Source organism: Plantactinospora soyae, from assembly GCF_014874095.1.
In the GTDB taxonomy this organism is placed as follows: domain Bacteria; phylum Actinomycetota; class Actinomycetes; order Mycobacteriales; family Micromonosporaceae; genus Plantactinospora; species Plantactinospora soyae.
The window spans coordinates 220,436-243,261 of sequence record NZ_JADBEB010000001.1 but is presented as its reverse complement, the minus strand read 5'-3'; the positions used below and the strand labels follow the sequence as shown (position 1 = coordinate 243,261).

Here is a 22,826-nt window from a genome sequence, read left to right as displayed (position 1 = left end):
ACCCGGGCGGCGGCCCGGAGTCCACCGACCACGTGAAGTCCGGCTCCGGTCGGCCGGACTTCACGTGATCGTGGCCGCGTCAGGGCCGGGTCAGGAGTTCTCCGGCCGCGGATTCGGCCTGGGTCAGGGCCTCGTGGATGCGGTGGGTGTGCCGGCCGCCCGCACTGGCCAGGTTGCCGGTGCCGCCGGCCCCGCCGCCGATCACCCGACCCGCCTCGACGAGTACGTCCCGGGCCCGGCCGCCCCGGTTCAGCGACGCGGAACTGAGCCCGGCGACGAGCTGCGCCTTCCCCTCGCCCGCGACCGCGAGTACGACGACCGTCGGCTCGTCGACCGGGCAGCGCGCCAGGACGTCGAGCACGACCGACCGCAGTTCGGGCCCGGTCAGGTCGTCGCGGAGCGCGCTGACCAGCCAGCCGGTGCCGACCGCCCGACGGAGTCCGAGCAGCGATCCGGCGATCGTGTCGAGTTCGTGCCGGCGGTGTCGGCGTAGCGCCTCCTCCGCCTCGGCCAGCGCGTCGAGTCGCCGGGCGAGGGTGACGAGCAGGTTGTCCGGTCGGGCACCGACGAGCCGACCGACCTCGGCGAGCAGCCGCCGTTCGGTGTCGGCGTACCGGAGCGCGTCCCGGCCGGTGAGCGCCTCGATCCGGCGGAGTCCGGCGCCGACGGAGGATTCGCCGACGATCCGGACCGGTCCGGCCTGGGTACCGTGCCCGACGTGGGTGCCACCGCACAGCTCCCGGGAGGCGTCGCCGATGTCGACGATCCGGACCTGCTCGCCGTACCGGTCGCCGAAGAAGGCGGTCGCGCCCGCCGCCTCGGCCTCGGCCCGGCTCGCCTGCCAGACCCGTACCTCGGGATCGTCCAGCAGGTAGTCGTTGACCAGGGTGCCGATGACGTCGAGTGCGGATTCGTCGACCGGGGAGAAGTGGGCGAAGTCGAACCGCAGCCGTCCGGGGGCGACGAGGGAGCCCTGCTGCCGGGCGTGGCCGCCCAGCACCCGCCGCAGCATGGCGTGCAGCACGTGGGTGGCCGAGTGGGACCGGGCGACGGCCGCCCGCCGCTCGCCGTCGACCCCGGCCTCGACCCGCAGGCCGGGCCGGACCTCACCGTCCCGCACCAGACCCTCGTGTACGTGGAGACCGTCGACCCCGTACCGGGTGTCGGTGATCTCGACGATCGTTCCGTCGGCGGTGCGGACGCTGCCGTGGTCGCCCACCTGTCCACCGGACTCGGCGTAGAACGGGCTGCGGCCGAGTACCAGTTCAACCCGGTCGCCGACGCCTGCCGTCTCCACCGGCCGGCCGTCCCGCAGTACGGCGAGGAGTTCGGTCTCGACGAGGGTCCCGGTGTAGCCGGCGAAGTCGGTACGCCCGTGCCGGGTCAGCAACCGCCGGTAGGTGTCCAGGCGGCGTTCCTGGTCCGCCGTCCGGCCCCGGCCACCGCCCCTGGCCCGGCGGCGCTGTTCGTCCAGCAGCACCGCGTACCGCTCCTCGTCGACGGTGAGCCCGGCCGCCCGCGCCGCGTCGATGGTGAGGTCGATCGGGAAGCCGTACGTGTCGTGCAGTTCGAACGCCGTCTCGCCGGACAGCCGGGTCGTGTCGGTGCCGCGGACCCGACCGATCGCCGCGTCGAGCAGGCGCCCGCCCTGGCGCAGGGTGCCGCCGAAGCTCTCCTCCTCGTGCGTGGTGACCGCCTCGATGAGCGCGCGTCCGGCGACGAGTTCGGGCCAGGTTCCGCCGAGGTTCTCCACCACGCTGCCGGTCACCGCCGCCAGCACCGGCGTCTCGATGCCGAGGGTGCGCGCGTGCCGGACCACCCGGCGCAGCAGCCGGCGCAGCACGTAGCCACGCCCCTCGTTGCCGGGTAGTACGCCGTCGGCGAGCAGGAACGCGGCGGACCGGGCGTGCTCGGTGACGACCTGGAAGGACACCGACTCCGGGCTGCCGTCGTGACCGGGGAACTGCCGTCCGGCGAGTTCCTGGGCGACGTCGAGGGTCGGCGCGAGCAGGTCGGTCTCGCAGATCGTGTCGACGCCCTGGAGGATCGCGGCGAGCCGGTCGAGGCCGAGCCCGGTGTCGATGTTGCGGGTGGGCAGGTCACCGAGGATCGGGAAGTCCTCCTTGCCGTCGCCCTCGCCCCGCAGGTGCTGCATGAACACCAGGTTCCAGAGTTCGACGTACCGCTCGTCGTTCACCGCCGGACCGCCCTCGGGGCCGAACTTCGGACCACGGTCGTAGCAGAGTTCGGAGGACGGGCCGGACGGGCCGGGTACGCCCATCGACCAGTAGTTGTCCCGCATCCCGAGTCGCTGGATCCGGGACTCCGGGACGCCGATCCGGCGCCACAGTCGTACCGACTCGTCGTCGTCGGAGAAGACCGTGATCCAGATCCGGTCGGGGTCGAGCTGATAGTGCCGGGTGAACAGCTCCCAGGCGTACGCGATGGTGTCGGCCTTGAAGTAGTCGTCGAACGAGAAGTTGCCGAGCATCTCGAAGAAGGTGGCGTGCCGGGTGGTCCGCCCGACGTTGTCGATGTCGGAGGTACGGACACACTTCTGCACGCTGGTCAGGCGCGGTTGCGGCGGCTGGCGCTCGCCGAGGTAGTACGGCTTGAACTGGTTCATCCCGGCGATGGTGAGCAGCAGCCCCGGGTCATCGGGGATCAGCGGGCTGGACGGCGTACGGGTGTGGCCGCGGTCGGTGAAGTAGTCGAGGAAGGTCCGGCGGATGTCGGAAGATCGCATGGCACTGGCCTTGTCGGGCGGGGTGGCGAACGCGCACCGGAACCCGCACGGCCGATGGTCGTGCCGGGTCCTCGCGGTGTCCGTCCAGAGCTCGTTCGCGCGGTAGACGGATGGGCGGGCCTAATGGCGTACGCCGAGCTGGGCCGAGGGGGTCAGGCGAGGACGCTGTCCTCGTTCCCCAGCTCGGCGTGGCTAGCTCGCCGCCCTACCGTGGCCATTCGCCCGCTCCCGATCGTTTCGACCAACCTGGCGGCCCGCTCCGCTGCTCGGCGTCGCTCGGCCCCGGTCCGTGGAACGACCTTAGCGCACGGCCCGGCGGACGGCGGTAGGCAATTTCCTGGGTACGACGGCGAGCTGTCAAGCCAACCTTGACGGGGAATTTTGTCAAGGTTACCCTGACAAGCATGGAACAATTCGTGGAGACCGCGCTCGCCACCGACGTGGCCGGGGCCGTCGCGGCGTCCGTCGACGCCGCCGTCAACGAGGCGAGTCGGCAGGCCGACCTGCTGATCGGCGGGCGGCCCGTGCCGGGAAGTCCAGAGTGGCTCGCGGAGCAGGACGGCGAGGCGGGTCGGCAGCGTGAGGTGGCGGCGCAACTGCTGCACTTCCGGATCATCCTGTCCGCCGGGGTCGACCCGCTGCCCAGCGTCGTCGGCCTACGGCGCTGGGGGGTGACCTGGGAGCTGATCGCGCGGGCGGCGGGGGTCAGCCGGCAGGCCGCACACGAGCGCTGGGGCCGGCGGGTGCTGGGCGTCCTCGACCCGTACGGGACCGGGGAACTGGGCGGTCCGGTGGCCGACGACGAGGCGGACCTGCGCTGATCGGCCCTAGGGGGTACCCAATAACCCCAGCGGGGTTATAGTGGAGGTATTCCTGCTGGGATCGAGCCGTGGAGGACCGTGATGCCAAAGATCAACGTCTATCTGCCCGACGAGCTGGCCGAGGCGGTGCGGGCCTACGGCGTACCGGTCTCGGCGGTCTGCCAACGCGCGCTCGAACAGGCCGTACGCCGGGTGACCGCCATTCGGGAGACCGCCCTCGGTGAACTCGACGATGCCGACCTGCTCGCCCGGCTGCCGCACTTCACGCCGAGAGCCCGGACGGCGGTCCGGCTCGGCATCGAGCGTTCCCGGGCGGACGGGTCGGCGGGTGTCGGCACGGCACACCTGCTCGACGGCATCCTGGCCGAGGGCGGCAACCTGGCCCTGCACGTGCTCCGGGTGGAGGAGATCGAGACCGAGCGGCTGGCCGGCGACCTCGCCGGCCAGCCGGCGGCCGAACCCGGTGTCGCCGCCGACAGCCCGTCCCAGCACTTCAGCGGCCCGGCGGCCAACGCGCTGGAACTCGCGGTCACCGAGGCGACCACGTTCGGCCACAACTACGTCGGCTGTGAGCACCTGCTGCTCGGGTTGATCGCCGAGCCCGACGGGGTCGCCGGGCAGTTGCTCCGGTCCCGGGGAGCCGAACTCCGGCTGACCCGACGGGCGGTCGCGGCGGCGCTGGCCGGCTACGTTCACCTGCGGGCCCAGGCACAGGCCCAGCCGCCGGCCGGTGCCGCCGGGACGCCGACGGAACTCGCGAGCATGTTGGCCGCCGCCGTCGCCCGGGAGGTCCAGCCGATCGTCGCGCGGATCGAGCGGCTGGAGGAACGGGCCGGCGTGACCGGTGAGGACTGATCCGGGGCCGGCCATCGTGGCGACGTTGACGTTCCTGCTGCTGTTCGTGCTGCCGTTGCTGACCGACCTGCCGTAGCCGGTCGGTCCCATCCCAGATCGGAGTAGAAGCCAGAGATGGTCAGCCGTGTATTGCTGCTGGCGGCCAAGGACACCATCGCCTACTCGACCCGCCCGGGTCGGGCGGCGGTGGCGTCCGGCGCGGAGCTGCTCGCCGCTCTTCCCCCGGACCTGCTCGCCGCCGAGGTGGTGGTCGAGGACGTACTGGCCGAGCCGGGCTGGGACGTCTCGTCGGCGACGATGCTGGGGTTGGGCCGACGCGCCCGTGCCGCGATCTCGGACGACGGGTACGACGGTGTGGTGATCAGCTACGGCACCGACACCCTGGCGGAGACGGCCTTCCTCGTCGACCTGATGGCCGGCCCCGCCGCGTCCCGGGGCGGGATCGTGCTGACCGGTGCGCTCCGGCACTGGGACGAACTCTCCACCGACGGCCCCCGCAACCTGGCCTCCTCCATCGCCGCCGCCGCGGATCCGGCGCTGGCCGGAGCCGGTGCCGTGGTCTGTGTGGACGACGAACTGCACGCCGCCCGCTGGGTCAGCATGGTGGACGCCACCACCGTGCGGGCCTTCTCCTCGGCGCCGGACGGCGTACTCGGCCGGGTCGTCGGTACCCGGGTCGAGATGCTGGGTACGCCGCCGCCCCGGCCCCCGGCGGCGGGCGGCGAACCGGAGTCCGACGTCGCCCTGATCAAGACCTACCCGGGGATGAATCCGGTGCTGCTCACCGCCGCCGTCGACGCCGGTGCCCGGGGCGTCGTGCTGGAGGGCACGGGGCTGGGCAACGTCCCGGTCGACCTCTTCGTGGCGATCGGCGACCTGACCGATGGGGACATCCCGGTGGTGGTCGCCTCGCGGTGCCGTACCCGTCCGGTCGGGTTGTCGGAGCTGCCGGCGCCGGCCGGGCTGGCCGCGAAGGTCGGCGCGATCGGGGCGCGTGGCCTGGCTCCGGAGAAGGCGCGGGTGGCGCTGATGGTGGCCCTCGGCACGGACGGCGGAGTGGTGGCGGCCCGGGAGTGGTTCGACCGGCTCGGCCGCCCCGGCGGCGGGGACGGCTGAGACAGCCGCTGCGGGAAGCACGCCGGGCGCTGACCCCCGGACAACGGTTTCCGGGCCGGTACCGTCGTCGATGTTTCGCGTAGGCTGCGGCGATGACCGGCACCGATTCGCAGCCCGCCCGGAGCGGCGGGCGTGGCCGGGTGCTCACGGTTGCCAAGATCGCCCGGCTGGCGGGAGTGTCCGCGCCGACGGTCTCCCGGGTCATCAACGGGCAGACGGGGGTGGCCCTGGAGACCCGCAGGCGGGTCGAGGAGATCCTCCGGGAGCACGAGTACCGCCGGCCGGGCGCGTCCAGTTCGGTCGCCATCCTGGAGTTGGTCTTCCACGCCCTGGAGAGCCTCTGGGCGTTGGAGATCATCCGGGGTGTGGAGAAGGTGGCCCGGGAGCATGACCTGGCCGTCGTACTCACCGAGATGCAGGGTCGGCTGACGCCGGGCCGGGCCTGGACCGAGCAGGTGCTGACCCGGCGCCCGACCGGGGTGATCGCGGTCTTCTCCGAGCTGACCGTCGCCCAGCAGTCGCAGCTCGCCACCCGGTCGATTCCGCTCGTCGTGGTGGATCCGACCGGTGAACCGCTGCACCAGACCCCGTCCGTCGGTGCGACGAACTGGAACGGTGGGCTGGCCGCCACCCGCCATCTGCTCGACCTCGGCCACCGGCGGATCGCCATGCTCAGTGGTCCGACGCAGTGGCCGTGCTGCCGGGCCCGGTTGGACGGTTACCGGGCGGCGATGGACGCGGCCGGCGTACCGGTGGATCCCGACCTGGTCCGGATCAGCCGGCTGTACGTCGAGGGTGGCCTGGCCGACGGCCGCGAGCTGCTCGACCTGCCGGACCCGCCTACGGCGATCTTCACGGCCAACGACCTCCAGGCGTTCGGCGTCTACGAGGCGGCCCGGCGGGCGGGGGTACGGATCCCGGACGAGTTGAGCGTGGTCGGCTTCGACGATCTCTCCTTCACCCGTTGGTCCGGCCCGCCGATGACCACCGTGCGGCAGCCGCTGGAGCAGATGGGGGCGACCGCCGCGCGGATGATCATCGATCTCGCGGAGGGTCGGCCGTTGGAGCAGCCCCGGATCGAGTTGACCACCGAACTCGTCGTACGCGAGAGCACCGCACCGCCGGGCCGGCACGGCTGACCGCCAGCCGTGGCGTCCCCATTTGAGCTGCGAGAACCCCGTGCCGGGGAGCGAGTCCCACCCGGCTGGCCGGATCGCCGATAAATCAGAACCCGTCTATGTATTGCGCGCCGAAATATTTCCATTGATACTTCGGAATGTTTCGGTGTCCGGCTCGCCCGACGACTGCTGTCGTCGCCGGGTACCGATGAATCGGAAGGGGATCGGAATGAGACGGCTCGGACAAGTGCTCGGCGCGGCGGGGGTCGCGGCGGCCCTGGCCCTGGTGGGCCTCACGGTGGCCACGCCGGCCTCGGCGGCGACGCTCACCGAGGTGACCAGCTTCGGCACCAACCCCAGCAATCTGCGGATGCACCTCTACGTGCCGGACCGGGTCGCGGCGCGGCCCGCGATCCTGGTAGCGGTGCACTACTGCACCGGCACCGGTCCGGCTTTCTATTCCGGCACCCAGTTCGCCTCGCTGGCGGACCGGTACGGGTACATCGTCATCTATCCCTCGGCGACCCGCAGCGGCCAGTGCTTCGACGTCTACTCGCCGCAGGCGCTGCGCCGCGACGGCGGCAGCGACCCGGTGTCGATCCTGTCGATGGTCCGTTACGTGCAGCAGCGGTACAACACCGACCCGGCGCGGGTCTTCGCCACCGGCGTCTCCTCCGGCGCCATGATGACCAACGTCCTGCTCGGCAACTATCCCGACGTATTCGCCGCCGGTGCCGCCTTCGCGGGCGTACCGCACAGCTGCTTCGCCACCACCGGAGGCTCGACCTGGAACAGCGAGTGCGCCAACGGCCAGGTGATCCGGACCGCGCAACAGTGGGGCGACCTGGTCCGGGGGGCCTATCCGGGGTACAGCGGCAGCCGGCCCCGGATGCAGTTGTGGCACGGCACGAACGACGAGACCCTGCGGTATCCGAACTTCGGTGAAGAGATCAAGCAGTGGACCAACGTCCACGGGCTGAGCCAGACGCCCACCTTCACCGACACGCCCCAGTCCGGCTACACCCGTACCCGCTACGGCGGCAGCGGCGGTACCGCGCCGGTCGAGGCGATCAGCATGCAGGGCGTACCGCACAACCTGCCGGTCAACGCGGCCGAGGCGATCCGGTTCTTCGGGCTGAACACCGACTCTCCGACGAACCCGCCGACCACCACCCCGCGTCCGCCGACCACCCCGCCGACCGGGAACCCGCCGACCACGACCCCGCCGCCGCCGACCACCACCCCGCCGGCCGCCGGTGGCTGCACGGTCGGCTACACCGTCAACGCCTGGAGCTCCGGCCTGACCGCCGCGATCACCATCACGAATCGGGGTACCAGCGCCATCAACGGTTGGACGCTGTCCTTCACGCTGCCGTCCGGGCAGACCATCACCTCCGGATGGAACGCCTCCTACAGCCCCACGAGCGGCGCCGTGACGGCCCGTAACGCCAGCTACAACGGCACGATCGGCCCGAACGCCTCGGTCGGGATCGGCTTCCAGGCCAACCACAGCGGCAACACCGGCCGGCCCTCCTCGTTCACCCTGAACGGCGCGAACTGCACCCTCACCTGATCCCGCCCGGGACGTCCGGGCGCGGCCAGCAGTAACCCCCTCGCGGGGAACGGGCCGGGCCGCGAGGGACGAGCGGGTTGCCGGCGGCTGATCCCCCGCCGGCAACCCGCCGCCCGCTTTCCGGGGTACGGGCGCGGCCGGGTCTGCTACCCGGCAGCTTCCTCGATCGTGCGGATCGCCGCGACCAGGTCCGAGCCGGACGGGGCACGCTCCGGATCGAGCAGGCACTGCACGGTCAGGCCGGTGATCACGGCCATCACCAGCGAGCCGACCGCCGACGCCGAGCCGTCCGCCGGGGTTTTGCCGGCACTGCCGTTGGCGCCGGCGCCGTTCCCGCCACCTGCGTCGGCGGGGGCTTCGACACCGGCCAGGACGAGCGAGGTGAAGCTGACCCGTCCGGCCTCGATCGCGGCGGCAAGGCGTTCCCGCAGCTCCGGCTGGTGGTCCATCTGGGTCAGCAGGTCGATCGACGCGGCCCACAGTGGCCGGTGGTTGGTCACCGATTCGGCCACGCCCGTCCAGATCGCCGCCAGTCGATCCGGCGGAGTGGCGCCCGGGTCGACCACGATGGCCCGCCCGAGCTCGTCGCCCCACTCGTCCATGGCCTCGATCATCGCGGCGGTGAGCAGGGCGTCCTTCGATCCGAAGTGGTAGCCGATGGAGGCCAGGTTGGTGCCGGACGCGGCGACGATGTCCCGCGCGGTGGTGCGGGCGTACCCGCGCTCGTACAGGCAGCGTTTGGCGCCTTCGAGGAGCTGTTCCCGGTGACCCATCCGGTGATCGTAGCCAGCTGCTATACATACGTCCAATACAAGCGTCTTATACGAACGTCATAGACAGATGTATAAGACGTTCGTATAGTCACCGGCATGAGCAGCTTCGCGCACGCCTCCGCCGCCGTCCGACCAACCGTTCCCGACACCTCGCCCGCTTCCACCGACCGTCGCCTCGGCGACGTCGACGCGCTGCGCAGCTTCGCGCTGTTCGGCATCCTGATCATCAACATCGCCTTCTTCGCCACGGCGTATCCGTGGCACGGCATCGAGGACCCGGCCTTCTCCAGCGGGCTCGACCAGGTTGTGCGCTGGGGCGTGGCGATGCTGTTCGAGATGAAGTTCTACCTGCTCTTCTCGTTCCTGTTCGGATACAGCTTCACGCTGCAGTTCGACTCCGCGGCCCGGCAGGGGGCGGCCTTCGTACCCCGGTTCCTGCGCCGGCTGGCTGGCCTCTTCGTACTGGGCGCCGCGCACGCCGTACTGCTGTTCCACGGCGACATCCTCACCACGTACGCCGTACTCGGGCTGATCCTGCTGGCCGTGCGCGGCATCCGCCCCCGTACCGCCCTGATCGCCGCCGGGGTGCTGACCGGGATCGTCGCAACCTTCCTGCTGATGTCCGCGCTCTCCGGTAGCGTCTTCGCCCCGGACGCGGCGGCTTCGATCGCCGCCGGCCAACAGTCCACCGAGGTCCTGCGGGACACCCCCGGCTCGGTGATCGCCGAGCACCTCCGCGCGATGCCGCAGATGCTGGGCGCTCTCGCCGTGGTCCAGGGTCCGCTCGCGATGGCGGCGTTCCTGGTCGGCCTGGCCGCCGGCAAACACCGGGTACTCGTCGACGCCGCCCGCTACCCCCGGGCCCTGCGGACCCTGCAACTCGTGGGATACCCGATCGGTCTCACCGGTGGACTGGTGCTGGCCGCCACCGGCGGCACCACCGAGCTGAACATGTTCGCCGTGGCCGTCACCGCGCTGACCGCACCACTGCTCGGCGCCGCCTACATCGCCACCCTGCTCCAGGTCTTCCACAGCCGGTCCGGTCAGCGCCTCGTCGCCGTACTCGCGCCGGCCGGACGGATGGCCCTGAGCAACTACCTCGGCCAGTCACTGATCTGCGCGATCATCTTCACCGGCTGGGGTTTCGGACTGATCGGCCACGTCTCGCCGCTGGGCGCCGTCCTCATCGCGGTCGCGATCTTCCTGGCCCAGTTGCTGGTCAGCGCGGTGTGGCTCGGCAGGTACCGCTACGGCCCCGCCGAGTTCTGCCTCCGCGCCGTCACCAACGCCGAAGTCCCCGCCTGGCGCCGGGACCCGAACTGACCGTCGTACCGGGCCAGCTGGCGGGCGCGGGCACCTGGAAGAGTACGGCGACATGGGAGGACTGCTCGACGACGAGACGCTGGAGTCGTCGGCCGTGGTGGCCAACTCGGCGATGAACCGGGAACGCCAGCTCGACGGCGTCAACAGCTACACCCGGGAGTTGGGGTTCAACCCGCTCGACTGGCTCGTCGCCCGACTCGATCCAGCCGGCTCCGGAGCAGCGGGCGAGATTCCGATCGGCTGGCTCGACCTGTGCTGCGGCAGCGCCCGCGCCCTGCAGCAGAGCGCCGAGCGGCTGCACCGGGCCGGTCTGGGCGACCGGGTGAGTCTCGTCGGAGTGGACCTGGTCGACTACTTCGACCCGCCGCCCCGTACCGGCCCGCCGCCGCAACTGATCTGCGCCCCGGTCGGCGGCTGGGCACCGACGCGCCGATTCGACCTGATCACCTGCGTGCACGGGCTGCACTACGTCGGTGACAAGCTCGGCCTGCTGACCCGGGTTGCCGGCTGGCTCGCCGAGGGTGGCCGGTTCGTCGCCGATCTCGACCTGCGGGCCGTACGGCTGGCCGACGGTCGACCCGCCGGGCGCCGGCTGAACGCTCAGCTGCGCGCGGCGGGCTTCACCGTCGACGCGCGGCGGCGGCGGATCAGCCGGACCGGACCGGGTACGGGCGCGTTGCCGTACCGCTATGTCGGTGCCGACGACCGCGCCGGACCCAACTACACCGGTCAGCCCGCGGTCAGCTCCTACTACCTGCCGGAGTGAGCGGGGCGGAGCGGTGGATCAGCCGGCCGCCTCGCGGCGGGCCCGTGCCCGCCGCTTGCCCTCGTGCATCGCCTGCACCCGGGCGATCGGGATCGCCCGCCCCTGTTCGATCAGGTCGGCGTCCAGCCGCTGCGGCGCGGGCATCCGGTCGGCCCACGGATCGCCGTCGCCGAGCAGACCCGGCACGGTACGCAGGGTGAAGTCGCCCGGGGTGACCCGGTCCAGATCGGCCCAGTCCACCGGGAAGGACACCGGCGTCCCCGCCCTGATCCGTGGGCTGTACGTCGACACCACCGTCGCGCCGCCGGCCCGGGTCGAGTCGAGGAAGACCTTCCCGTCCCGGTCCTCCCGGATGAAGGCGGTGGTCGCCAGCGCCGGATCGAGCCGTTCCGCCCGGGCCGCGAGTGCGCGGGTGGCCGCGGCGATGTCGTCGATCGGCGCCGACCGGTCGACGGGAACGAAGATGTGCACGCCCTTCGCCCCGCTGGTCTTGACCACACCGGTCAACCCGGCCTCGGTCAGGGCCTGACGGACGAGGTGGGCCGCCCGGACGACCAGCGGGAACGCGTCGGAGTCCGGCGGATCGAGATCGAGGACCAGGTGGGTCGGATGTTCCCGCTGCTCGATCTGGGCCAGCGTGGGGTGGTACTCGACGGCGCGCTGGTTGCCGAACCACAGCAGGGTGCGCCGGTCGTTGCAGAGGGCGTACGACACCTCGCGTTTCGAGGCCTCCGCCCAGACCGGCACCGTCGATATCCAGTCCGGGGTGTACTTCGGCACGTTCTTCTGCATGAACGGCGCCTGGCCCCGGAGCACCCGGATCACCGAGAGCGGCCGGTCCCGCAGTTGACCGATCAGCCGGTCGTGGACCGCGTCCAGATAGTCCACCAGGTCTCGCTTGGTGGCATCGGCACCGTCGAACAGCGGTTGATCGAGGTTGGTCAGCGGTACGCCGTCCCGTACCTCGTCCTTACCCGTCATCCGACCACCTTCCCGGTGCTCCGGTCCGAGGTCAACCGCGAAGATTCTCCAGTTCCCGGTACATCACGTGCAGGCCCACCCGGCCCAGGGTCGGATGTGCGAAGGCACCCGGAACCGTTCCGACCACCTCGAAGCCGAGCCGCTCGTAGAGGCCGACCGCGCGGTGGTTGGACTCGGCGACGGCGTTGAACTGCATGCCCGCGTACCCGTGCGACCCGGCCCAGTCCAGCGCGAACCGGCACAGCGCGCCGCCCACGCCCCGGCCCCGGGCGTCGGCGGCGACCATGAAGCTGGCGGTCGAGACGTGTGCGCCCGGACCGGGACGGTTCGGGCCCATCTTGGCCGTACCGCAGACCCGGCCGTCCTCGACCGCGACGACCGTGAGCCCGGGGCCGGCCTCGACCCAGATCTCGCGTGCCTGCTCGGCGGTCATCCGTGGGTCGTAGGTGAACGTGTCCGCCGCCCGGACGACCTCCCGGACGATCGGCCACACCTCGGGCCAGTCGGCCTCGGCAAAGCTCCGAATCAGCACGTCGCGAGGTTAGTGGCGACGCCCCGGGGCGGACAAGCCGAAATCACCGCTCAGCGGCGGCTGCCCCGGCCAACCCGCCGGGCCGGGTGGGCCGGGCGGGGCGGCGGTCCCGGCGCGATCCACCTGGGCGAGTCCCAGGTGCGCCCGGGCCTGCTCGTCGCGGTCGCCCGTCTCGACGGCGATCGCCAGCGCCGCCCGGTACCGGACGCCCGCCTCGGCGAGGTGGTCGCCGGCGTACAGCGCGTCGCCGAGACTGTTGAGGACGCTCGCCTCCCCGTACCGGTGGCCGGTCTCCTGGAACCAGGCCAGCGCCTGCCCCAACTCCTCGGCGGCGAGGTCGTACCGGCCCAGCCCGGTCTGCACCCGGCCCAGGTTGGACAGCGCGGTCGCCTCGCCGTTGCGGTGCCCGGCCTCCCGGAACAGGCCAAGGGAGCGCCGGAGGGTGGCCGCCGCCTCGTCGTACCGGCCCAACTCGCGTTGCACGTCGCCGAGGTTGCACAGCCCGATCGCCTCGCCGACCCGGTCACCGAGCACCCGGAACAGGTCCAGTGACCGGCTGAGGAGTTCCGCCGCCTCGTCGTACCGGCCCAACTCGCTGTAGACGTTGCCGAGGTTGGTCAGCGCGCCGGCCTCGCCGTACCGGTCACCGAGTCGCCCGTAGAGGTCGAGGGCCTCGCGCTGGTGCTCGATCGCCGGATCCCGCTGACCCAGCCGCTCGTACACGATGCCGAGGTTGGACCGGGTCCGCGCCTGGCCGTACCGGTCGCCACCGCGGTGGTGCATCACCAGCGCCCGTTCGTGGTGTTCGATCGCGTCCGCGTACCGCCCGCGCAGCCGGTGTACGGCGCCGAGGCTGGTCAGGGCGTGTGCCTGTCCTGCCTCGTCGCCGGAGCGCCGGGCGGCGTGCAGCGCCTGCGTGTGGATGTCCAACGCGTCCAGGTGGTGGCCGCTCTCCAGATAGCGGTAGAGGGTGTTGGCCAGCGAGACCACGTGCCCCGGCCAGCCCTGGGTCGCCGCGAACCCGCAGACCGCCACCAGTGCCGCCCGTTCGGTGTCCAGCCAGTTCCGCGCCGCGTCACGGTCGTCGATCGGCGGGACCGGCACCCGTTCGTCCGCCTCCGGTCGGCGAACCTCGGGCCGGTGGTGCCGCTCGGCCGGATAGAGCGCGTCCATCGCCGTCGCGGCGGTCGCCAGGTAGTGGTCGAGGAGCCGGGTCAGCGCCACCGCCCGTTCCGGCTCCGGATCCTCGGCGCCGCACACCTCGGCCGCGTACGCCCGCAGCAGGTCGTGCATCACCCACCGGGACCGCCCGGTCGACTGGATCAGATGCGCCCTGGCCAGCACCGCGAGTATCCGCTCCGCCCGGGTCACGTCCAGGCCGGCGAGCGCCGCGGCGGCGTACGTGCCGATGTCGGCACCCGGATGCAGGCCGAGCCGGCGGAACAGCACCGCGTCGGCCGGCGCGAGATGCCGGTACGACCAGGAGAAGACGGTACGGACCGCCCCGCGCGGATCCCCGCCGGTGTCCAGCAGCCGTACCCGCCGACGATGGTCGGCCAGCTCTCCGACCAGATCCGCGAGCAGGTCGTCCGGCCGGCTGCCGGCGAGTTCGGCGGCGACCCGGAGCGCGAGTGGCAGCCGGGCGCACTGCTCGGCCAGCTCCGTGACGGCCTGCGGCTCGGCCTCGGCGCGGGGACCGACCAGGAGCCGGAGCAGCCCGACGGCGTCGGCCGGTGGCAGCGGTTCCAGGGCGAGCCGGCGTGCACCGTGCAGCGCGACCAGACCGGCCAGCGTGTCCCGGCTGGTCACCAGCGCCATCCCCGGCGCGGTGCCGGGCAGGAGCGGCCGGACCTGTTCGACCGAGGCGGCGTTGTCGAGTACGACGAGCATCGCCCGGTCCGTCAACTCCGTCCGGTACCGGGCGGCCCGCTCGTCGAGGTCGAGCGGGATCTCGTCACTGGGTACGCCGAGCGCGGCGAGCAGCCGGGCCAGGGCGTCTCCGGCGGGCATGGGTTGCCCGTCGTCGTGGCCGCGCAGGTTGACGTAGAGCTGCCCGGCCGGGAACCGCGCCCGGAGCCGGTGGGCCCAGTGCACGGCCAGCGCGGTCTTGCCGACCCCGGCGGTACCGCAGATCGCCACGATCACCACCGGCGGCGGCGCGTCCGTGCTCCGGTGGGCCGGGGTCGCATCGCTGCTCCGGTGAGCCGGTGTCGGGGCGGCGGCAGCGACCGTCGACGGTGGATCGGTCGGATCCTCCGGTGCCGGGGCGGGCTCGTGGTCGTACTCCACGGCTAGCAGCTGGTCGAGGTGCCGGAGTTCGGCCTCGCGCCCGGTGAAGCCGTACACGTCGGCGGGAAGCTGCCGTGGCACGGCCGTCGGTGTCGGCGCCGGGACCGGGTCCGGCGGGGCGGCGCCGACCTCGGCGCCGGCCGGCGGATCCGGCTCGGTCCCGGTCGGGACCGGCCGGTCGGGTGCCGGTTGGTGCAGCAGCGCCGCGTGGGCCGCGGCCAGCACCGGACCGGGATCGACCCCGAGTTCGTCGGCGAGCCGGCGGCGGACCGTGCGGTAGGCGGCGAACGCCTGGGCCCGCTGCCCCAGCGCGTGGTACGCCCGGATCAGCCGGGCCTGGGCCTCCTCGTCGAACGGCTGACCGGCCGCCATTTCGGCCACTGTGGACAGCACCTCGGCGCCCGCACCGAGTTCGAGCATCGCGTCGCAGTACCGGGCCTGTGCCGCCTGGCGTTCCCGGGTCAGCGCCAGCACCTTCGGATGGTCGGCGAGCAGGGGTACGTCGGCCATCGGATTGCCCCGCCAGAGTGCGAGCGCCTCACCGGAGAGGACGGCGGCGCCCCGTACGTCACCGGTGCGCTGCGCGGCGGTGGCCGCACCGACGAGGGTACGGAACCTGCCGAGATCGACCTGTTCGCTGGACAACCGGAGGGCGTAGCCGTCGCCCACGCCCGGCAGCACGGTGCTGGGCGAGTGTGGTCGCCGGTCGGGTTCGAGCTGTCGGCGGAGGTGCTTGACGTGCGTCTGGAGGATGTTCGCCGCGGTGGGTGGGGGATGGTCGCCCCAGAGCGCGTCGATGAGTTCGGCGCGCGGCAGGGGATGGCCCCGGGCCAGGACGAGGAGGCCGAGCACGGCACGTCGCCCGGCCGGACCGAGGTCGAGTTCCTGGCCGTCGCGCCAGCCGCGCACCGGACCGAGCACCTGCACGAGCACGCCCCGAACCTGCACGCCCACCTCCAGATCCGTGGATCAATGCTGACACGTGCGATCCACGGGCGTCTACGTATGGCTGGCGCCGTCCCGGTGTTCGGGCGGGGTGCAGGTCAGGGGTGGTGGCGGCGCCGTCCCGATCGCCGTCAGCCGGCGGTCTCGGCGTTCTCGGGGACCTGGCTGGCGCCGGCGACCACCTTGTCGATGAAGCCGTAGTCCCTGGCCTCGGTCGCGGTGAACCAGCGGTCCCGGTCGGCATCGGCCACGATCTGCTCGTACGTCTGCCCGGTGTGCTGAGCGATCATCTCCAGCAGCATCTGCTTGGTGTGCAGCATCTGCTCGGCCTGGATGGCGATGTCGGACGCCGTACCGCCCATCCCGCCGGACGGCTGGTGCATGATGATCCGGGCGTGCGGCAGGGCGTACCGCTTGCCGGGTGTTCCGGCGCAGAGCAGGAACTGCCCCATCGAGCCGGCCATCCCCATGGCCACAGTGGACACGTCGTTGTCGATGAACTGCATGGTGTCGTAGATCGCCATGCCGGCGAAGACCGAGCCGCCCGGGGAGTTGATCCAGAGGTTGATGTCTTGCTCGGAGTCCTCGGCGGCGAGCAGGAGCAGTTGGGCGCAGATCCGGTTCGCCAACTCGTCGGTGACCTCGCTGCCGAGGAAGACGATGCGTTCCTTCAGGAGCCGGTTGTAGACCGAGTCGTCGAGCGAGCTGGGGGAGGGGCTTCCGCCACGTGCCATGGGGACATGCAGGTCAGTCATGCGCCCAACGTAGTGACGGGAACGCCGGGAAGGCGCGCGCTTTCGCTGTCAGCGCACGGCTTGCGCCCTCGGCGAAATCGTGCCGGTGGCACTGCCGCGACCTGCTGCGGCGTCGATGACGTGGAGATACCCCGACCCCGCCCTCACCGTTACCGAATCTGCACGTTGGTGATGTGCCGTGCGCGATACCCGATCACTTGTGCGCTGTGCTGGGCTGCACTGTACGTCGGGGAGTCGAACCCCACGCTGCCCTTCGCGCGCCAAGAAGGTGGCCGGAAACCGCCGACCTCGGATTGTGCACGCCTCCGGTAACGACTACCTGCTCCACGTCTTCACCGCCGAAGCTAGCCCAGCAGGTCCGCCTCCCAGTTGGTGCGCTGGATCCGTACGTCCAGCTCCCGGATCTCCCGTGCCAGGACGTCGGCCTGACCGCGCAGCTCCGTCACCGGCAACGCGGGAAGCATCTTCAGCTCGGACCGGAGCTGCCGGACGATCGCCCGTTGGTCGGTGCCGGCCGCCGCGTCCGCCGCCGCCGTGACCACCGAGTGCCGCAGTCGCAGTACGTCCCGGCGGGCGAGCGCGTCGGTCAGCGTGCCGTCGCCGACCGCCACCGCCGCGTTGGTCAGATTGATCCGCCGGATCAACGATTCGAGCTGGTCGAGCGCCTCACCGACCTCGGCCAGCAACTGCTGGGGGTCCTCGGCGGGTGACTCGCCCTCCTGGTGCCGGGCGTTGCTCACGATGCGCCCCCGGAGCTGCTCCACCCGGCGGCTGGCGGCGGCGCGGTCGGCCAGTGCCTCGGCAAGCTTCACGATTCCTACCTCCACGGCCGGCCAGAGTCCGGACAAGTATGGATCACCCCGAGCGGGCAGCGCGGGCGGGTCCTCCGCGTAAGGGGGGTACGGTGCGCCCGGCAGGATTCGAACCTGCGGCCAACTGCTTAGAAGGCAGCTGCTCTATCCGCTGAGCTACGGGCGCGGGACCGGTCGTACGCCCAGCAGGCTACCGTTGCGGGTAACAAACGATCGGCTCAGGGCGTGACGTTCTGGCCTGCACATACTAGGTTTCGAAGCGTGCAGTTGACGAGCACAATGTTTCTACCGATGCTGGTGTCGACCGACGACGCCCGCTATGGCGCGGACCACGTGCTGGAAGACTTCACCCAGGATCTCGACGTCGGCTACTCGTTCGGTCCGCCGTACGGCAACCGCCTCGTTACCTGGGACGATCTCGACGAGCTCGACGTCGGCCAGCGTGAGCTTCGCCAGGTGGCGGTCGACAACCTCTACCGGCTGCTGCCCCGGCTGCGGATCGACGGGCAGCCGCCGGCCCCGATGCTCTCCTTCGGCGGGCTGGAGTCCAGCGTGCTGCTCGCGGCGGAGGTCTGGGAGGATCTGCAACGGTCTGTACCGGGCGAACTGGTCGTGGGCGTACCGGCCCGGGACGTGGTGATCGTCACGGGTACGGAGTCGCGGCCGGGCATGGAGAAGGTACGGCGAGCGGTTGACCGGATCTTCTTCGCGGGCGACCAGAATCTGCTCAGTCCCGACCTGCTGGTGTGGCGGCAGGGCGCCTGGTCGGCGTATCGGCGGACGACGCCGGAACCCGAGCCGCCGCAGGACCGCTGGGCGGGCCCTGGGCGGGATCCGGAGCAGTGGAACGAGCCGGAGGAGCCGCCGCGCAGCCGCTACGACGATCCGGAGGTGGATCCGGAGCCGGAGCAGGAGCGCTGGGCGACAGGGGGCCGGACGCCAGGTCCCCGGCCGTCAGGTCCGCCGATGGCCGGTCCCCGGGCGTCAGGTTCTCGGACGTCAGGTTCTCGGGCGTCAGGTCCGCCGATGGCCGGTCCCCGGACAGCACGGGAGCGGGATCCGGAGCCCGAGCCGGAACGGGAACGCTGGACCGGTCCGGCTACGCCCCGGGAGCCCGAGCCGGAACGGGAACGCTGGACCGGTCCGGCTACGGCGCGGGAGCCGGGCGGGGCCCGTTGGGCGCGTCCTGAGGTCGTGCCGCCCGAGCCGGAGCCGGAGCCCGAGCCGGAGCGGAGTCCGTACCGGTTGCCCCGGCAGCGCTCGGGTGACGGCGGGACGACGGACTGGCCGGAGCGGACTCCGGCGCGTCGCTCGAAACGACGTAGGCCGAGACCCAACGGCTCAGCTCGGTGAAGACCTGCTGACGTACGGCCGGGCCGGAGAGGGTCAGGTCGTGCAGGGCGCCGTCGAACCGGATCAGCGTGACGTGCCGGCCCAGCTTCGGCGCCCACCGGGCCATCTGCGCCACGTCGAGTACGGCGTCCGCCGCCGTCGCCGAATCGTGCCACCTCCGGCCCCGGAAGCTGCGGCTCGACGAGCTGACCAGGATCGGCACCGGGATGTCCAGACCGGCGTGCAGTTGTCGCTGCGCCCGTCGGATCGCGGCGAGCCAGCCGGCCCGGATCGGAAAGCCGGCAACGGGCTTCCAACCGAGGTCGTAGCTCCACTCGCCCTGGTGATCGGCGTGCAGGCTGCGGCCGTACACGTCGGGTAGCCCGACCGGGATGGCCCGGTACGGCAGCCGGCGGCCCAGCCGGGTCAGGCCGCACAGGGCGGCCACCATCGGCCGGCGGACCAGCCAGGGCAGGTTCAGGTCGAAGAACGGGCTGTTCAGGAAGAGGCCGTCGATGATGCCGGCGGTCCGGCGGGCGTGCGCCCAGAGCGGGGTGATCAGGCCGCCGGTGGAGTGTCCGTTGACCAGCAGGGTCCGGATGCCGTCCGTCTCCCGGATGATCCGCGCCGCCGCGTCGAGTTCGGGGAAGTACTCGGCCAGGTCGGCACAGAAGTTCGGCGTCTGGTGCGGGAGCAGGCTGCGCCCGTGTTTACGCAGGTCGAGCGCGTAGAAGTGCCACCCCTGCTCGACGAAGAAGTCAGCCAGGTGGGTCTGGAAGAAATAGTCGACGAATCCGTGTACGTAGAGCACGGCCCGATCGCTGTCCCGGGTCGCCCGACGCCGGACCAGGGTGGCCAGTACCGGGCCTTCATCGTCTCGGCCGAGATCAATCGTCTGCCGCTCGTACGGCGGCCCGAGCAGGTCCGGTTCCACCTTGCTGACGCTACTCCGCAATACCAGATCGATCCTTGATCAGGGCTTTTTCCACAGGGTGCCCAGTTGTCCACAGGTCGGTCCGGGTTGCTGGCGCGGGAGGCGGCGGGCCGGCCACGCTGTCGGTCGAGTCGGCTCGGACGGGAACAACCTGGATCCCTGGGGAGGGACGATGTTTGATACCCATGTAACTATTGTCGGAAATGTTCTCACTGCCCCTGAATGGCGGCGTACCAGCCAGAGCGGCACTCTGGTGGCCAACTTCAAGGTGGCGTCGACCGCCCGCCGTCTCGATCGGGAGAGCGGGCGCTGGGTCGATGGAAACAGCCTGCGTGTCCGGGTGAACTGTTGGCGCAAGCTGGCCGAGGGGGTGGCCTCCTCGGTCATGGTCGGAGATCCGGTTGTCGTGGTCGGCCGGATGTACACCCGGGACTGGACCGACGACGCCGGCAACCACCGCACGATGTACGAACTGGAGGCGGTGGCCGTCGGCCACGACCTGGCAAGGGGTCGGGGTCGGTTCGCCCGCAACCGCCCGACGATGTCGACCTCGTCCGTCGAGGATGGCGAGACCGAGGCCCGGGTGCACGGCGAGGCAACCGAGTCCGTGCCGGTCGAGGAGGCGCCGGTGTCGCTCGACGAGCGTGTGTTCGAGGACGAGGACGAGTACCGCGGGCTGGCGATGCCGGTGGCCCGGGGTTACGAGCCGACTCCGGGCTACGCGTCGACGTACCTCCCGGCCGACGACTTCGATGGCCGGGTCGACCTGGATGGGCGGATCGACCTCGACACGCTGCCGAGCGGCGACGTGTCCGGGCCCGGCCGCGACACCGGACTTTCGCCCGACGGGCAGCCCCGGGTCGAAGGCGGCCCGGGGGTCGAGGGCCTCGGAGGCGAGGGGATCGACGGCGAACCCGTGGCAGACGGGAGCCATCCTCTGCTCCGTGACGACCCCGACGACGGCCGGGAGGCCCTGCCCGACGCCACCGGAAGTGGTGTCGGACGAGGTCGGCGCGGGCGTGGCCGGACACCGGCCTCCGTCTGAGGCGCAGTGGGGACCTGCCTCGGGCCGTCACGCTGCCGGCTGTGACGGACCGAGGCGGGTCGGACGGGTGACCGAGGTGGTCAGGAGTCGTCGGGTGGTATCCAGCCCAGAAAACGCGTGGTCAGCACGACGGGATCCATCCGAGGCTGGTCGGAGATGGCGATTGTCAGCCGGTCGGTCAGACAGTTCCGCAGCCCTGCCGGGTTGTCTCGATAGATGACCAGCAGTGCCAGCCGGGCGGGCGAGCATGGCCAGTTCGCGCCGCACGCGCGGCAGAGGAACAGGGGACGCATGTGCGTATGAGCGCGGAACCGCGCGTGCGGGCGAAGCATCATGTGGCCCGATGCCGATGCCGATGCCGATGCCGATGGCGGTCCGGCCGCTGGTCGATCATCGCGTGGTGTCGGTTGTCGTCTGCGGGGACGTCCGCGTTCGCGCGGTCTGTCCAGGGGCGAACCGGCCGGCACGAGCGTTGGCCAGATGCGAGCGGGGCGACCCTTCCCGCCCGGCCGCTGGTTCGTCGATCGTGGCCGGGCCGGTGGGGGTGGTGGGTCGGGCGTGACCGCCACGGTGCGGACGGCGCCCGCTTGCGGCGGGTAGGGCATCGGCACGACTGAGATCGAGTCCGGACAGCGCCATCGGAACCCACAACGGCAGTACCGCCACAGTCGACGCCAGTCCCGGCGGTGGCATGGCTTGGTTCGACGTATCCGTCTCATGGTCCCTCCGTCGCCGAAATGGAACGGGGACGCCGCCGAGCAATTGCCCTCGACGCCGCCCCCGGCTGTGCAGCACCCGCCCGTCCTTAGACGCTCTTTGGCTGGGATCCGAGCGCGTGCGCTTGCCCTCCACCCTGGACGGACCACGGTGTGCGACGGAAGATGTTGCGAGAGTAGTGGTAGGGGAATGGTTAGCAGTAATTCACAATCAGCCGGAGCCAGGGAGCAATTTGTGAACGATCTTCGGGAGCTGGTCCGACGGGAACGGTCCAAACGGGGAATGACACAGGATCAGGCCGGGGCGGCAGTCAACGTCAGCGGGTCGTCGATTGGTGGGTTCGAATCCGGCCGGATGGTGCCGATGCCTGACACGGCGAAAGCCCTTGACGACCTCTTCGAAACCGGTGATGAGATCCAGCGCATGTCGGCCGAGGCCCGCGAGGAGGCGCAGGCCCCGTGGCTGCGCCCGTGGACCGACAACGAGCGTCGCGCAACGCTGCTCAAATGGTTCGAGCACAGCGTGATTCCCGGCCTGTTGCAGACCGAGGACTACGCCCGCGCGATCCTGACGGTCGGGCCGCACACCCCGGAGCAGGTGGCGGAGATGACGGCCAGTCGGCTGGCCCGGCAGACCGCCACGCTGGAACGGCCCGATCCCCCGACCCTTGCGGCGATCATCGGCGAGCCCGCGCTGCGGTACGGCGGTCCGACAATCATGAAGGACCAGCTTGAGCACCTGGTCGACATCGGACACCGATCGACCGTCCACCTCCGGGTCCTCCCCGGCGACGTCGGACTGCACGCCGGCCTGGCCGGCGCGTTCGTCGTCGCCACGCTGCCCGGCGGCTCCCGCCTCGGCTACCTGGACGACCAGTTGCGCGGCCGGGTCGTCTCGGACGTCGACGAGGTAGGCGACCTGGAAAGAACGTGGGAGAGTTTGAGTGCGGTGGCGCTGCCGCGCGACCAGTCCCGTGACTTCATGCTGAAGGTGATCGATGAGTACAGCTGAGCCGACCTGGCGGAAATCCAGTCGCAGCAGTTCGAACGGTGGCGCCTGCGTCGAGGTGGCCGGTAACCGAGTCGGCCGGGTGCTGGTCCGGGACAGCAAGGACAAGCAGGGCCCGTCGCTCGCGTTCGGCCCCGAGGCGTGGCGCGCGTTCGTCAGCGAACTCGCCCGTCGGCCGTAGCAGGTCGGAGAGCCGAGGGCTCAACGCCATTGCCAGAGTTCCTCGCCGACCGGGGCCTGGGGCAGTCCAGACACCGGCGCCGTGGCCGGTTGTCATAGTGATCTCCACGTTCTCGTAGCTCCCGAAAGCACCGCGGTGTTTGGCGAGGGTGTTCGAGCCGGTTGAACAGCACGGATTCGCCGTTCAGATGAATCGGGGTTCAGC

The 22,826-nt window shown here is 71.3% G+C and carries 18 protein-coding genes, 1 tRNA gene and 1 pseudogene; 10 read left to right on the top strand and 10 right to left on the bottom strand.

Annotated elements, in window-relative coordinates:
• Positions 1–79: 79 nt before the first annotated feature.
• Complete coding sequence (gene alaS, locus H4W31_RS01035; protein WP_192764911.1) at positions 80–2,746, bottom strand: alanine--tRNA ligase; 2,667 nt, start codon at positions 2,744–2,746, stop codon at positions 80–82.
• A gap of 404 nt (positions 2,747–3,150) precedes the next feature.
• Between alaS and H4W31_RS01030 the strand changes: the two genes are divergently transcribed.
• The 5 genes from H4W31_RS01030 (at position 3,151) to H4W31_RS01010 (ending at position 8,229) form a co-directional block, all read left to right on the top strand.
• Positions 3,151–3,567, top strand: a complete 417-nt coding sequence (locus H4W31_RS01030; protein ID WP_192764910.1) for a hypothetical protein — start codon at positions 3,151–3,153, stop codon at positions 3,565–3,567.
• An 81-nt stretch (positions 3,568–3,648) separates the two neighbouring features.
• On the top strand, positions 3,649–4,422 hold the full coding sequence (locus tag H4W31_RS01025; RefSeq protein WP_192764909.1) for a Clp protease N-terminal domain-containing protein: 774 nt from the start codon (positions 3,649–3,651) through the stop codon (positions 4,420–4,422).
• 114 nt (positions 4,423–4,536) lie between these two features.
• Positions 4,537–5,538, top strand: coding sequence for an asparaginase (locus H4W31_RS01020; protein ID WP_192764908.1), 1,002 nt, complete (start codon positions 4,537–4,539; stop codon positions 5,536–5,538).
• Between the two features lie 92 nt (positions 5,539–5,630).
• The gene (locus H4W31_RS01015) at positions 5,631–6,677 is read left to right on the top strand and encodes a LacI family DNA-binding transcriptional regulator (RefSeq protein ID WP_192764907.1); all 1,047 of its coding nucleotides are present in this window, start codon (positions 5,631–5,633) and stop codon (positions 6,675–6,677) included.
• Between the two features lie 208 nt (positions 6,678–6,885).
• Complete coding sequence (locus tag H4W31_RS01010; protein WP_225945336.1) at positions 6,886–8,229, top strand: extracellular catalytic domain type 1 short-chain-length polyhydroxyalkanoate depolymerase; 1,344 nt, start codon at positions 6,886–6,888, stop codon at positions 8,227–8,229.
• Positions 8,230–8,375: 146 nt separating this feature from the next.
• On the opposite strand, the gene H4W31_RS01005 is transcribed toward H4W31_RS01010, so the two are convergent.
• A complete protein-coding gene (locus H4W31_RS01005) occupies positions 8,376–9,002 on the bottom strand; it encodes a TetR/AcrR family transcriptional regulator (RefSeq protein ID WP_192764905.1) in 627 nt (208 codons plus the stop codon).
• A gap of 96 nt (positions 9,003–9,098) precedes the next feature.
• Between H4W31_RS01005 and H4W31_RS01000 the strand changes: the two genes are divergently transcribed.
• Both H4W31_RS01000 and H4W31_RS00995 read left to right on the top strand, forming a co-directional pair.
• Positions 9,099–10,325, top strand: coding sequence for a DUF418 domain-containing protein (locus tag H4W31_RS01000; protein WP_192764904.1), 1,227 nt, complete (start codon positions 9,099–9,101; stop codon positions 10,323–10,325).
• A gap of 52 nt (positions 10,326–10,377) precedes the next feature.
• A complete protein-coding gene (locus H4W31_RS00995; protein WP_192764903.1) occupies positions 10,378–11,091 on the top strand; it encodes a class I SAM-dependent methyltransferase in 714 nt (237 codons plus the stop codon).
• Between the two features lie 18 nt (positions 11,092–11,109).
• Here the strand turns inward: H4W31_RS00995 and ligD are convergent, their stop codons facing one another.
• From ligD to H4W31_RS00960, 7 genes are all read right to left on the bottom strand, one after another.
• Entirely contained in the window at positions 11,110–12,072 is a 963-nt protein-coding gene (gene ligD / locus H4W31_RS00990) for a non-homologous end-joining DNA ligase (protein WP_192764902.1), read from the bottom strand.
• A gap of 31 nt (positions 12,073–12,103) precedes the next feature.
• On the bottom strand, positions 12,104–12,604 hold the full coding sequence (locus H4W31_RS00985) for a GNAT family N-acetyltransferase (protein ID WP_192764901.1): 501 nt from the start codon (positions 12,602–12,604) through the stop codon (positions 12,104–12,106).
• Between the two features lie 9 nt (positions 12,605–12,613).
• Positions 12,614–15,847, bottom strand: coding sequence for an AfsR/SARP family transcriptional regulator (locus H4W31_RS00980; RefSeq protein WP_192764900.1), 3,234 nt, complete (start codon positions 15,845–15,847; stop codon positions 12,614–12,616).
• 122 nt (positions 15,848–15,969) lie between these two features.
• Positions 15,970–16,593 (bottom strand): ATP-dependent Clp protease proteolytic subunit, encoded by a 624-nt coding sequence (locus H4W31_RS00975; RefSeq protein ID WP_192764899.1) that lies wholly within the window; start codon positions 16,591–16,593, stop codon positions 15,970–15,972.
• A gap of 344 nt (positions 16,594–16,937) precedes the next feature.
• On the bottom strand, positions 16,938–17,405 hold the full coding sequence (locus tag H4W31_RS00970) for a DIP1984 family protein (RefSeq protein WP_192764898.1): 468 nt from the start codon (positions 17,403–17,405) through the stop codon (positions 16,938–16,940).
• A gap of 93 nt (positions 17,406–17,498) precedes the next feature.
• Positions 17,499–17,571, bottom strand: a tRNA-Arg gene (locus H4W31_RS00965).
• Positions 17,572–18,552: 981 nt separating this feature from the next.
• Positions 18,553–19,671 (bottom strand): alpha/beta hydrolase, encoded by a 1,119-nt coding sequence (locus tag H4W31_RS00960; protein WP_192764897.1) that lies wholly within the window; start codon positions 19,669–19,671, stop codon positions 18,553–18,555.
• A 172-nt stretch (positions 19,672–19,843) separates the two neighbouring features.
• Between H4W31_RS00960 and ssb the strand changes: the two genes are divergently transcribed.
• Complete coding sequence (gene ssb / locus H4W31_RS00955) at positions 19,844–20,716, top strand: single-stranded DNA-binding protein (protein WP_192764896.1); 873 nt, start codon at positions 19,844–19,846, stop codon at positions 20,714–20,716.
• A 208-nt stretch (positions 20,717–20,924) separates the two neighbouring features.
• Here the strand turns inward: ssb and H4W31_RS44650 are convergent.
• Positions 20,925–21,048: pseudogene (locus H4W31_RS44650) on the bottom strand (flavin reductase); the annotation flags it as partial.
• Between the two features lie 385 nt (positions 21,049–21,433).
• On the opposite strand from H4W31_RS44650, the gene H4W31_RS00945 reads away from it, so the two are divergent.
• Entirely contained in the window at positions 21,434–22,444 is a 1,011-nt protein-coding gene (locus H4W31_RS00945) for a helix-turn-helix domain-containing protein (protein ID WP_318783696.1), read from the top strand.
• Positions 22,431–22,622, top strand: a complete 192-nt coding sequence (locus H4W31_RS00940) for a DUF397 domain-containing protein (protein ID WP_192764894.1) — start codon at positions 22,431–22,433, stop codon at positions 22,620–22,622. The genes H4W31_RS00945 and H4W31_RS00940 overlap by 14 nt, the downstream gene beginning before the upstream one ends.
• Positions 22,623–22,826 lie beyond the last annotated feature (204 nt).

What these genes read in the sequence shown, in the direction of transcription:
- alaS (WP_192764911.1), bottom strand. Translation starts at nt 2,746, where the DNA reads ATGCGATCTTCCGACATCCGCCGGACCTTCCTCGACTACTTCACCGAC.
- H4W31_RS01030 (WP_192764910.1), top strand. Translation starts at nt 3,151, where the DNA reads ATGGAACAATTCGTGGAGACCGCGCTCGCCACCGACGTGGCCGGGGCC.
- H4W31_RS01025 (WP_192764909.1), top strand. Translation starts at nt 3,649, where the DNA reads ATGCCAAAGATCAACGTCTATCTGCCCGACGAGCTGGCCGAGGCGGTG.
- H4W31_RS01020 (WP_192764908.1), top strand. Translation starts at nt 4,537, where the DNA reads ATGGTCAGCCGTGTATTGCTGCTGGCGGCCAAGGACACCATCGCCTAC.
- H4W31_RS01015 (WP_192764907.1), top strand. Translation starts at nt 5,631, where the DNA reads ATGACCGGCACCGATTCGCAGCCCGCCCGGAGCGGCGGGCGTGGCCGG.
- H4W31_RS01010 (WP_225945336.1), top strand. Translation starts at nt 6,886, where the DNA reads ATGAGACGGCTCGGACAAGTGCTCGGCGCGGCGGGGGTCGCGGCGGCC.
- H4W31_RS01005 (WP_192764905.1), bottom strand. Translation starts at nt 9,002, where the DNA reads ATGGGTCACCGGGAACAGCTCCTCGAAGGCGCCAAACGCTGCCTGTAC.
- H4W31_RS01000 (WP_192764904.1), top strand. Translation starts at nt 9,099, where the DNA reads ATGAGCAGCTTCGCGCACGCCTCCGCCGCCGTCCGACCAACCGTTCCC.
- H4W31_RS00995 (WP_192764903.1), top strand. Translation starts at nt 10,378, where the DNA reads ATGGGAGGACTGCTCGACGACGAGACGCTGGAGTCGTCGGCCGTGGTG.
- ligD (WP_192764902.1), bottom strand. Translation starts at nt 12,072, where the DNA reads ATGACGGGTAAGGACGAGGTACGGGACGGCGTACCGCTGACCAACCTC.
- H4W31_RS00975 (WP_192764899.1), bottom strand. Translation starts at nt 16,593, where the DNA reads ATGACTGACCTGCATGTCCCCATGGCACGTGGCGGAAGCCCCTCCCCC.
- ssb (WP_192764896.1), top strand. Translation starts at nt 19,844, where the DNA reads ATGTTTGATACCCATGTAACTATTGTCGGAAATGTTCTCACTGCCCCT.
- H4W31_RS00945 (WP_318783696.1), top strand. Translation starts at nt 21,434, where the DNA reads ATGGTCCCTCCGTCGCCGAAATGGAACGGGGACGCCGCCGAGCAATTG.
- H4W31_RS00940 (WP_192764894.1), top strand. Translation starts at nt 22,431, where the DNA reads ATGAGTACAGCTGAGCCGACCTGGCGGAAATCCAGTCGCAGCAGTTCG.